The 12,307-nt window shown below is 42.1% G+C and carries 9 protein-coding genes and 1 tRNA gene; 4 read left to right on the plus strand and 6 right to left on the minus strand.

Annotated features, from left to right (window positions below; translation table 11 throughout):
* The 6 genes from AAGC65_RS20870 to AAGC65_RS20895 all read right to left on the minus strand — a co-directional run.
* Positions 1-877: MFS transporter (locus AAGC65_RS20870; protein ID WP_343114398.1), on the minus strand; the 877-nt coding region annotated here is incomplete at its 3' end.
* Positions 878-993: 116 nt separating this feature from the next.
* Positions 994-4,086, minus strand: a complete 3,093-nt coding sequence (locus tag AAGC65_RS20875; protein ID WP_343114399.1) for an efflux RND transporter permease subunit — start codon at positions 4,084-4,086, stop codon at positions 994-996.
* A complete protein-coding gene (locus tag AAGC65_RS20880) occupies positions 4,083-5,156 on the minus strand; it encodes an efflux RND transporter periplasmic adaptor subunit (protein ID WP_343114400.1) in 1,074 nt (357 codons plus the stop codon). The genes AAGC65_RS20875 and AAGC65_RS20880 overlap by 4 nt, the downstream gene beginning before the upstream one ends.
* A 12-nt stretch (positions 5,157-5,168) precedes the next feature.
* Entirely contained in the window at positions 5,169-6,539 is a 1,371-nt protein-coding gene (locus AAGC65_RS20885; RefSeq protein ID WP_343114401.1) for a TolC family protein, read from the minus strand.
* Between the two features lie 143 nt (positions 6,540-6,682).
* Positions 6,683-7,297, minus strand: coding sequence for a TetR/AcrR family transcriptional regulator (locus tag AAGC65_RS20890; protein WP_343114402.1), 615 nt, complete (start codon positions 7,295-7,297; stop codon positions 6,683-6,685).
* Positions 7,298-7,805: 508 nt separating this feature from the next.
* Positions 7,806-7,877 (minus strand) — tRNA-Glu (locus AAGC65_RS20895).
* A 193-nt stretch (positions 7,878-8,070) separates the two neighbouring features.
* On the opposite strand from AAGC65_RS20895, the gene AAGC65_RS20900 reads away from it, so the two are divergent.
* The 4 genes from AAGC65_RS20900 to AAGC65_RS20915 are packed head-to-tail and all read left to right on the plus strand — an operon-like array spanning position 8,071 to position 12,276.
* On the plus strand, positions 8,071-8,352 hold the full coding sequence (locus AAGC65_RS20900; RefSeq protein ID WP_343114403.1) for a DUF427 domain-containing protein: 282 nt from the start codon (positions 8,071-8,073) through the stop codon (positions 8,350-8,352).
* Positions 8,353-8,354: 2 nt separating this feature from the next.
* On the plus strand, positions 8,355-9,740 hold the full coding sequence (locus tag AAGC65_RS20905) for a mercuric reductase (protein WP_343114404.1): 1,386 nt from the start codon (positions 8,355-8,357) through the stop codon (positions 9,738-9,740).
* 8 nt (positions 9,741-9,748) lie between these two features.
* Entirely contained in the window at positions 9,749-10,705 is a 957-nt protein-coding gene (locus AAGC65_RS20910) for an ATP-binding cassette domain-containing protein (protein ID WP_343114405.1), read from the plus strand.
* Positions 10,702-12,276: an ABC transporter permease/substrate-binding protein gene (locus AAGC65_RS20915; protein ID WP_343114406.1), complete on the plus strand. Its 1,575-nt coding sequence runs from the start codon at positions 10,702-10,704 to the stop codon at positions 12,274-12,276. The genes AAGC65_RS20910 and AAGC65_RS20915 overlap by 4 nt, the downstream gene beginning before the upstream one ends.
* The last annotated feature ends 31 nt before the right edge of the window (positions 12,277-12,307 follow it).

The raw sequence follows: 12,307 nt of genomic DNA on the forward strand, positions 1-12,307 counted from the left end.
GTGCGGAAAAAACACCCATCAACAGGATGGCAACGGGTACTTTTTTAGGTACCGGCACTTTGATCAGTGCCTTTGCAATGGTGCCTCCGAGCATGATCGATGCGCCGGATAACAGGGAGCTGTAACCGGTAGTTACCGGTGAGAAATGAAACACGCTTTCGATGATAAAGGGACTAGCCATACCGTACATCACCACCAGACTATAGCAGGTGCCCAGGATCATCAGCCCCGATGCGAAATCACGGGTCGATAACATATTCCTGTAAACCTCCAGGATAGGTTTGGCCTTAAAGGGATGGAAATGTTTGAGCGACTCTCCGCTGAAAATAAGTTCCAGCATAAAGAATACAACAGCAAGGATACCCAGGAAATAAAAATTGGATTGCCAGCCAAATATACTCTGCAGGTAACCGCCGATGAACGGTGCCAGGATCGGCGCTGCAGACCAGATGATCACGAACAGGCTAGTATAGTGTTTGAGTTTTTCACCGGAATACATATCTACAAAAAAGGCTCGCTTACCTACCACGATCAGTGAGATGGTAATTCCCTGAACCACCCGCATTGCATAAAGCACGTAAATATTGGGGAAGAACGTGATGGCAAAACTGGCGAAGGCAAACACGACCAGCGCGATCAGGCTGGCCCAATAGCGCCCGAAACTATCGAGTATAGCGCCAGTGAACAATTGGCTGATACCCGAGCTGATGAAAAATAACACCAAGGACAATTGTACTGCCGGTGACGACACATGCAGGCCACCGGCCATTGTTGGTAGCGACGGAATGTAAATGTCGGTGGCGAACCCCGACAAAGGAATGAGGGCAAAGGCTAGAATTGTACTAATACCCTTGTTGCTTTCTTTAATTGCTTTCATTTTGTTTTTTCTTTAAGTGATTTTAGTTTTAGCAATTCTGAAAACCGGACTAACAGTCTAGTTTCATTTAAAAAAATAGTATCACCTATCTTTTTTTTAGATGTTATTAATTTATTTTATTGATGGGTAAGCTTCGATATTTCTACTTCTCCAGCGTCAGCAGTCTCAGGTTTTATAGCTGGCGGAATTAGTTCATAAATGATCGGCGTAACAATTCGCGATAGTAACGTTGAACTGATCAAGCCACCGATTAAAACGATTGCCAAAGGTGAAATAAGTGGATTCGTAGAAATGGCAATCGGAATCAGACCACCGATAGCTGTTAGTGAGGTTAAGACAATCGGAAGAAAACGGACTTCGCCAGCCTCCCTGATCGCCTCTTGCAATCCTTTGCCCTGGCGCCTTAGTTGATTAGTGAAATCCACCAGCAGAATCGTATTTTTAACTTCGATACCTGCAAGTGCAATTAAACCTATGACGGCGATAAATGACAACGTGTTTCCAGTCACCCACAGCGCTGTTGCCGCCCCAACGATACCCAAAGGGATAACGGAAAGTATGATGAGTGTACTTTTGAAAGTCTTAAAGATCAATACGAGTACAGCGATGAACATGAATAGAGTCACAAAGACAATGCTTAAAAATCCACCGAACGAGTTGTTTTGTTCTTCAACCTGACCACCCATTTCATAACTATATCCAGCAGGAAGTTTCATCTTATCCATTTTGCCAATGACATCCTCAATGACGCGGCTGGCTAAGAAATCCTTTCGGACAAAGGCCATAACTGATACCACGCGCTGCTTTTCCTGATGGGTAATAATCGAGGGAGAAGATTCTAAGCGTAGGTCTGCAACTTGTTTGAGCGGTACAGCGTTGCCTTGCTCAGTGTTCACATAAAGATTGTTAAAGGCATCCAGGTTTGGTCTTCCACCTTTAGAACGCGTCATCAAAAGCGAATAGCCATATTTGTTATCGTTGTTATGAAAGTTCCCGATATTAAGTCCAGTCACGGCCAACCTCACTGTTTGATCGATATTCATTGCAGATACGCCCAACTGTTCAGCTTTTTCCTTATTCACATCCACGCGCATATCACTTTTAAGCAGACTAACAGGATTGTTGATATACATCGTTCCGGCTGTCGCGTGCAGTATTTGTTCAACGTTCAGCGAGAGTTTCCGTAATGTATCCAGGTTATCACCGAACAGGCGAACTTCCACCGGAGCAATCACCGGAGGGCCTTGCTCAAAGTTTTTGACTTCAATCTTTGCACCAGGATAGAAAGCCCATTTGTTTTGAAGTCTCTGAATTAGCGCAAGTTTATCGGCAGGCTTGGTGTCCTCATATAATTGGATGAATAGCTGCGCATAGTCGCTGCGATCATTCTCGGGAACAACGTTATAATATATCCTCGGATTACCCTTGCCCACATTTGTAGCAAAATATTTTATATGGGGTTCATGCTTCAGTTCCGCTTCGATCTGTCTTGTCACAGTATCAGTGTAAGGCAAGTTAGATTGATTAGGCGTGGTGATATTGATGAGGAACTGCGGTTTTTCCGATGCCGGAAAAATACTAAAACCGATGATACCAAATAATTTGATTGCCGCAATAAAAAGCACTACGGCAACACTGATAGTAATAAATGGACGCTTCAATGCTTTGTCCAAAAGTCTGGCATAGCTACCATGTATGATTTTCTTCAAACCACGCATCAGGAAATTACCTTCCGGATTGCCCAGGTGTTCCTTTAACAGGCGGCTTGACAGGAAAGGTATGATTGTCAGCGATACGAGCATTGAGGCAAACACGCAAAAAATAACTGCCACAGGCAAACACCTGATGAAATCACCCGAACTCTCTGGTAAAAAAACGAGTGGCATAAAGGCTATGATCAAGACAATAGTACATCCGATAACTGCTGTTCCGATCTGTCCGGTAGCTTTAAGGGTAGCTTTGAGTCGGGAGTGTCCTTCAAGCATCCATCGTTCTATGTTCTCAACGACAACAATACTATCGTCAACCAGCAGACCGAGAGCCACAACTAAACCAACAATGCTTAACTGATTTAAATTGAAACCAAAAAGATTGAGTAATACAATTCCGATACCCAAAGACAAGGGAATTGAGATCATAACGATGATGGCGGGGCGTATGCCTAACGGCAGAAGCGTTAACGCCACTAATAAAATAGCGATCACGAAATCATGGCCTAATCCGTCGAGTCTCCTGTTTACATTATCAGCCTGGTCAAAATTTTGTACAAGAGCAATATTGGCAGGTACGATCTTTTGGAAATTACCCAATACCTTTTTAAAAGCAACCTGTGTCTGGCTGATGTTTTCGCCATCTTTTTGAGCGGCGGTTACGAATACGCAGCGATGACCATTGAGTCTTGTTATGTCTTTTTCCTCTCCATAACCATAATGAACTTTGGCAATATCTTTTAACGATACTGTTTTTCCCGCATCTGCATAAACTATTGTGTTGTTTACCGCATCAAGTGTACGGAAATCGTTAGCTTTTATATTAAAAGTCTGGCGGCCTGCATCAATACTACCACCAGGGATACTTGCCATTTCGCCACGTAATTTGTTGGCAACCTCTGAAATCGGGATATGCATTTGGGCCATCTTCTCCAGGTCTAATTCAACACGTACCTGCTGATCAGGTAATCCGTTAATGTAGACCTTTTTCAGCGAGGGAACTTTTTCGAGTTCATCTTGAAGCTTTTCGGCATAATATTGCAACCTACTGCGTGCAGCATTTTCAGATATAAGCGCAACCTGCATTACATTCACATCAGTTGGTTGCTGCTTTTGTACCTCTATATTGGATATTTCCTGCGGAAGTTCGCTACGTTTATTATTCACTTCGCGGACAATCTCCTGATATTTCGAGTCTATATCGGAACTATACTTGTATTCAACCCTAATCGCAGCAACACCATTAGCTATTGTAGTTCGGATTCGTTTAATATCGTCCAAGCCTGATATCGTCTTTTCAAGCGGTGTGACCACCTGATCTTCTATATCTTTCGTGTTTGTTCCCGGATAGGTAACTATAATCAGGAATGTCGGCGGATGCATTTCAGGGTCTTCAGAACGGGGCATGCCAAGCATGGTTGTTAAACCCAACACGATGATCATAATAAATATGACCAGCGTAAACTGGCTGTTTTTTACAGCATATTCTGAGATTTTCATTTGTTTGAGTTTACAGTAGATTGTAAAATGATGGGGCTGTTATCGGTTAGATAAGCAGATCCCGAAACGATAAGGCCTTTTGCATTTTCTAAGCCGCTGGTGATAATTGCAACGTCCTTTTCTATACCGCCTATCTGAACTTTTACCTTATGGGCAGTTTTGTTGTTGTCGGTTACGAAAACATAACCGATATTACTGTCTCCATCCAAAAGCGCTTCGTATGGTACACGCCAGTTTGAATTTGTTTTAGCGGTTGAAGGGATGCTGATAGATGCCTTACCGAACATTCCTGACGCAATTGAACGGGGTACGTTGCCTGACATTGTAATATCAGCAGTGAAGGTACCCGATGTCGCGTCAACACCTTCCGATTTGCGGGTTACCATTCCTTCAAAAGATTGGCCCGGAATAGCAGTAGATTCAATTTTAGCTTTATAGCCCATTTTAATAGCCGCCCATTCTACGTCACTAATACCCACGCGTAAAATCCAATCTGCATGCTGTGTACCGTTTACTTCCAGTATCGGACTGCCCCCGCCAACTTGCTGACCAGCATTGGCGAGCTTTTTCAACACGAAGCCGTTCTGGATTGCGTGGATTTCCGAGTATTGGCGATTGAATTTCACCAGGTTTAATTGTTGTTGAGCCAATTGCAGTGAAGTCTTGCTGTTTTGCAGTTGCTCAAGCGTGGCAACGCTATCGCGATATAGATTCTGGATGCGCTGATAATCGCGTTCAGCCTTTTCAGAATTCAACTGTGATTGTTGCAATTGAGCATTGATTTCCGTTGGATTCAAGGTAGCTAACAGTTGCCCTTGATGTATAGCGTCACCTTCCTTGACCAAAATGCTGCTGATAATGCCGCTTGTCTTGAAAGACAACTCGGTTTCATTATCGGTGGTAAATCGGCCTGATACCGAAATGGGTACTGTTGACGCTTCTTGCTTTAATTTGATGACTTTTACCGGAATAGCGTCGGCGATAATGATTTTGTTAGGCCCCGGTTTAGGTACAGTGCAACTGTAAACAAGAGGACCAAAAATTGCCAGAATGAGATATGATTTTTTCATTATATGATCTTTTTAATTGTTAATAGGATAGGCAGCCTGATCTCGCTCCAGTTCAGCTGCTGCGATTTGAACATTAGCTTCATCCTCTGCGACCAAGAGGCGTGCTGTTGTTAATTGATTTTGGGCATCAAGCAATTCGATGTACAGCAATTCACCAGCTTTGTAGGCTTTGTGCTGATCGCTGTAATATTTTTGAGCAAAGGCAAATTGAGCACGGGCACTTTTAAGTGAAGAAGTAGCAGATTGGTATTGATTATAGGACTGGTCAAGCTCCAGCCTTAATGATAAATTTGTTGTTTCTAACTGAGCAGACGCTGCATTGTAACTTGCTTTTGACTGTAAAGATTTATACTTACGCTGGCCGCCGGTAAATATGTCCCATTGCAGGTTGAGACCCCAGAAGTAATATCGGGTCTTATCATTCACATTAAAGTTAAACCCTTGCGAACCTAAGTCGATGAACGTATTCAGTTTGGGGATAAAACCTGATTTTTGTAGTTTGTAATCAAAGTCATAAGCATCCCTCATAGACTTGATCTGGGCAATCTCTTCCCGATTCGTAATTCCTTTTGAAGTATCGGCTGTTGAGGAAATTGTGAGGCTTCCGTTGTCCAAAATGATGGAATCCCTCAACTGACGATTAAGCAGAAAGTTGAAATATGATTTTGCATTCTTCACAGTATAGTTGGATTCAACTATTGCCGAAAGGGTTTTTTGTTCTTCGGTTTGAGAACGAAGTAGCGCCGTCGAATTACGTATGCCGTTTTTTAACATACTTTCATTTTGTCGGATATTTTCTCTTATGAGGATTAACGTGCTCCGGTAGGTTTGCACGGTTTGAAGCGCTTGGAAATATTTGTAATAAGCATTCTTAATGTCCTTCACAAGCGAACGCTTATACACATTTACGGCTGCTTGCTGAGCATTAATCAACTTCTTTTTGATCAGCTGATTATAACGGATTTCTGCGTTAATCAGAGGAAGTGAAGTGTGAACCTTAGCATCATAAAAATTGTCCGGGTTTAAGAGAAAAGATTCATTTTTTAGCATCGGATATTTTGACGAGTTCGTCAGTTGGTTAAGCGCTGTATAAATCGGATTAACCAGATCACCAATGGGTACATCTATAGTACGGCCGCCATTCACTTTGGAATAGCTGCCAAGAAAACTAATGGTTGGCAAATACATGCTCTTTGCTTCTTTAAGAGCATATAGCGCCTTATCGAGATCGAATTGCTTTTCTTTCAAAGTTTGATTTTGAGCAAAAGCAGTATCGATATAGTTATCCAATTGGGTTCTCGGCGCTTGTCCAAATGCCACGTTTACCAATAGCATGGCAAAGGCAAACGTTAATTTTATAATTCTATTGAACATTGGGTACATAATGAACATTGTTTAGTTTTGCTTTAAATTTTTTTACTTTTGGATTATGTAGTGAATGAAAAAAATGATCGACGTTAATTTAATAAACATTGTTTAGTAATGATTCAAAAAGAAAGCGGTTGTTACCGCTATTGTATTTAATGTTATTTATTGATAACCATATCCAGGTAATTATTCATGGTGGCTCCTAACATTTCGTAAACAGCATTCTCATCTTGAATCATCACCCTCAGACGGCATCTTATGTCCAATGAAACCAATCCATGTGCTAAACTCCAAACCTGCAATGTTGAGGATTTAGCATCTTCAAATTTGATCAGCTTTTGTTCAATACATTCAGCTACACACTGAGATAGGTAGCCCAGGCAATTGCCACCATTAGTCTTATGTATTGTCTCATCTACATTCATAGGAGATCTGATAATGAACATCAAATCATATAAGCCCGGGTTTTTTAATCCAAACTCTATATAGGCCTGACATATTTCCCTTAATCTTTTTGCCGGATTCTTGTCTTTCGCCTTCTTTTGAAATACCTCCAACAATTTAGCATACGCCTGATGTTGAACGCCGTACAATAGTTCGTCTTTATCTTTATAATACAGGTATATTGTACCTGGACTATACTCTATGGAATCAGCAATGTTGCGAATTGACGTCTTCGCATATCCCACTTCCAAAAACATTTTCAAGGCAGCGTCTAAGATCAACTGCCTCATTTCTGTTTTTTCCCGTTCTTTCCTTTCTGTTACGCCCATATTTAATAATCGGTGCAATTATACTAAACACTGTTCAGCAAATACAAGTTTTACAAGAAAAATTATATTGGGATTACAATTAGTATCATTGGGGATGAAGGATAAGGGCGACAACTTCAGGTGTTTGGGTCGCAATTACCGCCTGCGGACATATCCGCGCATTTTCCGTTGACTGTAATACGCATGTAGATGGGCATCACGCCGCCTTTGTTTTTTTTGCTTTCTGATGTAAAAAAGCAGATGGAAATTACTTTTCATTAATACAAGCTTAAAAGTTAAACAAAAGTAAGTTTGTAGCCTGCTGACATCAAGATGCTCACTCGCTGAACATCTTGAAAATCAAATGATTAGTTCAAATTCGGTGCATAGTATCGTTACCCTTGGTTACGCACCGAATTATGCACCATTTTGTTGCGTTTTGATGCATAATATGCCGAATTGACACCAACAAAAAACCCTGCAATCTGTTGATTTGCAGGGTTTTAGCACCTTTTGGTATTGTTTTCCGTAGCCCGTAGGGGAATCGAACCCCTGTTTCTAGAATGAAAATCTAACGTCCTAACCCCTAGACGAACGGGCCTTTTTTATTTATTTTCCCTTGTTTTGGGATTGCAAAGATAGAGCTTAAATGATAAAATAAAAATAAATTTTAAAAAAAAATTCAAATCGTTGATTCCGGGCTATTTTAAAGCTTTTCAAACAAAATCATCCGCACTGCATTGTAAAACTAACGGCGTTAAAGCTATCTTTATAAATAAAATAAATTTACCACCATGAAAGCAATCTGGAACGACGAGGTTATAGCCGAGAGTAATGATACCATCGTAGTTGAAAATAATCACTATTTCCCAAAAGATAGCGTAAAGGCCGAATACCTGGAAACTACCGATACACATACTACCTGCCCCTGGAAAGGTCTGGCTTCTTATTACAATCTTAACGTTAACGGCAAACTAAATAAAGATGCCGCCTGGTACTATCCGCAGCCAAAAGAAGCCGCCACCAACATAACCAATTACGTTGCCTTTTGGAAAGGCGTTAAAATAACCGAATAGCCATGAAAACATACGATGCCATAGTGATTGGTGCCGGCCAGGCGGGCGGCCCATTAGCCAAAAAACTGGCCAGCGCCGGTAAAAAAACCGTACTTATCGAAAAACGGTTTTACGGAGGCACCTGCGTAAATGATGGCTGCACACCTACCAAAACTATGGTGGCATCGGCAAAGGCTGCTTACATGGCAGCTAAAAGCGCCGATCTGGGCGTGGCTGTTGAAGGATTTTCAGTTAACATGCCGCAAATAAAAAAACGAAAGGACGAGATTGTTCTTAAATCAAGGAACGGGGGATTACGTGCTGCCGAAAAAACACCAAACCTGGAGGTACTATTTGGCGAAGCAACTTTTACCAGCGATAAAACCGTTGAAGTAAACCTGAATGATGGCGGAAAAGAAACTTTACAGGCCGACCTGATATTCCTTAATCCGGGAGCATTACCTACCATACCCGATATTGAAGGCCTTCATGATATTAAGTACCTTGATTCCACTACCATACTTGATCTGGATTATGTGCCGGATCATTTATTGGTATTGGGGGGCAACTATATAGGTTTGGAGTTTGGACAAATGTTTCGCCGCTTTGGCAGCAAGGTAACCATATTGGAAAAATCCCCCCGGATAGTAGGCCATGAAGACGAAGATATTGCTGCCGAAATGCAAACGATACTGGAAGCGGAATCTATTATCATCCATACCAACGCACAGGCTACTAAATTCAGAAAGAAAGACAATGGCAAAATAGCAGCCACCGTAATTGTTGACGGGCAGGAACAGGAGATCAATTGCTCACACGTTTTGGTTGCCATTGGCCGTACACCCCAAACAGCTGCATTGAACCTACAAAAAGCAGGTATAAAAACCGATGATCATGGGTACATTCAGGTGAGCGACAAGTTAGAAACCACTACAACCGGCATTTACGCGCTTGGCGATGCAAAGGGAGGCCCGGCATTTACCCACATCTCCTACAACGATTATACCATTGTTTACCGCAACCTCATTGAAAATAAGAACCTTAACATTTATGATCGCCCGGTACCTTACTGTATGTTCACCGACCCGCAGTTGGGGCGCATAGGCATCAGCGAAACCGAGGCTAAAGCCCAAAATCTGAATTACAAGGTAGCTAAACTACCTATGGCACATGTAGCCCGCGCTATTGAAACCGGCGACACCCGGGGCTTTATGAAAGCTATTGTTGATGCTAAAACTAAAGAGATATTAGGCGTTGCCGTGCTGGGCCCTGAAGGTGGCGAGATCATGACCGTGCTACAAATGGCTATGGAGGGCGGTATTACTTATGACCGTATCAGGTATTGTGTTTTTGCGCACCCGCTATATTCAGAATCATTGAATAACCTGTTTATGACCCTGGAGGATTAGCGCGGCTCATGATAAAGGTTGATAAGGTAAGCAAGCAGTTTAAAAAAGTTAAGGCGGTTGATGCGATCTCTTTTGAGGTTCAGGAACAAGAAAATCTAATATTACTGGGCACCAGCGGCTGCGGCAAAACCACTACGCTTAAAATGATCAACCGGCTTATTGAACCTACCAGTGGCAATATTTTTATCAATGGTAAAAACATTACCAGCCAACAACCAGAGGCTTTACGCCGCGAAATTGGTTATGTTTTGCAAAACAATGGTCTTTTTCCGCATTATACCGTGGCCGAAAATATTGCCATCGTTCCGCAATTGTTAAAATGGGATAGTAAGAAAACAGAGAGCCGTACCGCCGAACTGATGGAAAAGCTCCATCTCAGCGCCGATTATCTGAACGCGTATCCCAATGAACTCAGCGGCGGGCAGCAGCAGCGCATTGGCCTGGCCAGGGCGCTGGTATCAGATCCTCCGGTTTTACTAATGGACGAGCCCTTCGGGGCGCTTGATAACGTTACCCGGGCCAACATCCACAAGGAATTTAAAGCCCTTGATGAACTCACCCGCAAAACCATTATCATGGTTACGCATGACGTGCAGGAAGCTTTTGAACTCGGCCACCGGATATGCCTCATGGATAAAGGCAAAATTGTGCAATCAGGCACTCCTGCTGATCTTTTATTTAATCCGGCCAATGAGTTTGTGGAAAGCTTTTTAAAAGACCAGCGGCTGAGCCTGGAGTTTAAAGCCATTAAATTAGCCGATCTATGGAATTTACTACCTGATCATCAAAAGCAATCAGGCGAGACTACCTTATCAGCTGATATTGACCTTTGGGCTGCTTTGGAAAGCTTCCGATATGCAAATGCCGAAACCATCAGCATCAGTAAAAGCAAAACTGAAATAAAAACCATTGATTTTGAACAGCTCATGTCGGCTTTTAATCGGTACAAAAATATAAAGGCATGAATGAGCATCAGCAAACCCTGCTTGAGTTTATGCAGCAACAGGCTGATAAACTGGCTGTGCAAACCTTGCAGCACATTGGCCTTACCTTTATTTCTCTTATTATAGCCGTGCTTGTTGGTTTACCTTTGGGAATTTTCATCGCACGTAAACAACAACTTTCGGGCTCTGTTTTAGGTGTGGCAGGTATACTGCAAACCATCCCCAGTATCGCGTTACTGGGTTTTATGATACCCGTATTAGGTATTGGCCCTAAACCCGCCATAGTAGCTTTATTACTATACGCATTATTGCCTATCATTCGTAATACCTACACCGGCATTACCGGGGTTGATGCCTCAGTCAAAGAAGCTGCCACTGCGATGGGTATGAGCAAATGGCAAGTACTATTCAAGGTAGAGCTTCCTTTAGCCATGCCGGTTATACTGGCCGGTATCCGCACCGCTACAGTAATTAATGTGGGCGTTGCAACATTGGCCTCCTACATTGCCGCTGGTGGCTTAGGCGAATTTATTTTTGGTGGCATATCACTCAATAATACCAACATGATACTGGCCGGTGCTATCCCTGCCGCTTTATTAGCCGTTATTTTCGATTTTCTACTATCAAGGGTACAAAGACTCAACTTTAAGAAAATAAAAGCAGGTACGTACGCTATGCCCGCTTTGTTGCTATTATTATCATCACTTTATTTTGTCCCTAACGCTTACGGTGGTAAACTCACTGCTGGCTTTACACCTGAATTTATGGGTAGGCAGGATGGAAATCTGGGTCTGGAGAGTAAGTATGGCTTAAAAATACATACCATTGTGATCAGCGACGCTGTAATGTATAAAGCCGCCTATGAAAAACAATTGGATGTAATTAGCGGCTACTCAACCGATGGCCGCCTAAAAGCCTACGGACTTGTTGTATTGGTAGATGACAAAGGTATTTTTCCACCATACTATGCAGCACCTGTTGTACGCGAAGACGCGCTCAGAAAATTTCCGGAGCTTGAAAAAACCTTAAACCTGCTGGCCGGTAAAATAAATGATTCGGTAATGACAGATTTAAACTACCGGACTGATTATCTTCACCAAAGCCCGGAACGGGTAGCCAAAGATTTTTTAGTAAACCATAAACTCTGGAAACCAGCTCAAAACAATAGCAATGCAGGTATTGTACGTATTGGCTCTAAAATATTTGGAGAGCAATACATACTGGCCAACATGTACAGCATGCTGATCAGGGGCTATACCAATTATGAGGTATCAACTAAAACAGGTTTAGGCGGTACTAAAATTTGTTTTGATGCCTTAACCAATGATCAGATTGATTTTTACCCGGAATACACAGGCACCGGTCTGCTGGCTATACTGCAGGCTTCGTCGAAAACAATAAACGAGGTTACTCAAAATAAGGATAGCACTTACAATTATGTACAGCGTGAATTTAAAACCAGGTATCAGCTAAAATGGCTAAAACCAATTGGTTTTAACAATGCCTATGCTTTAATGATGAGAGAACAACAAGCTAAGGGTTTAAATATTAAAACAATTTCTAATCTTAAACGATATTTGAATAGTAAGTAGCTACATGAATTTACTTGATCAATATAAAAAA

The sequence above is a fragment of the Mucilaginibacter sp. genome, from assembly GCF_039207105.1.
GTDB lineage: Bacteria > Bacteroidota > Bacteroidia > Sphingobacteriales > Sphingobacteriaceae > Mucilaginibacter.

Excerpts from the sequence above, each read along its gene's own strand:
- AAGC65_RS20910 (WP_343114405.1), top strand. The coding sequence starts at position 9,749 with ATGATAAAGGTTGATAAGGTAAGCAAGCAGTTTAAAAAAGTTAAGGCG.
- AAGC65_RS20915 (WP_343114406.1), top strand. The coding sequence starts at position 10,702 with ATGAATGAGCATCAGCAAACCCTGCTTGAGTTTATGCAGCAACAGGCT.
- AAGC65_RS20900 (WP_343114403.1), top strand. The coding sequence starts at position 8,071 with ATGAAAGCAATCTGGAACGACGAGGTTATAGCCGAGAGTAATGATACC.
- AAGC65_RS20905 (WP_343114404.1), top strand. The coding sequence starts at position 8,355 with ATGAAAACATACGATGCCATAGTGATTGGTGCCGGCCAGGCGGGCGGC.
- AAGC65_RS20875 (WP_343114399.1), bottom strand. The coding sequence starts at position 4,086 with ATGAAAATCTCAGAATATGCTGTAAAAAACAGCCAGTTTACGCTGGTC.
- AAGC65_RS20890 (WP_343114402.1), bottom strand. The coding sequence starts at position 7,297 with ATGGGCGTAACAGAAAGGAAAGAACGGGAAAAAACAGAAATGAGGCAG.
- AAGC65_RS20880 (WP_343114400.1), bottom strand. The coding sequence starts at position 5,156 with ATGAAAAAATCATATCTCATTCTGGCAATTTTTGGTCCTCTTGTTTAC.
- AAGC65_RS20885 (WP_343114401.1), bottom strand. The coding sequence starts at position 6,539 with ATGTACCCAATGTTCAATAGAATTATAAAATTAACGTTTGCCTTTGCC.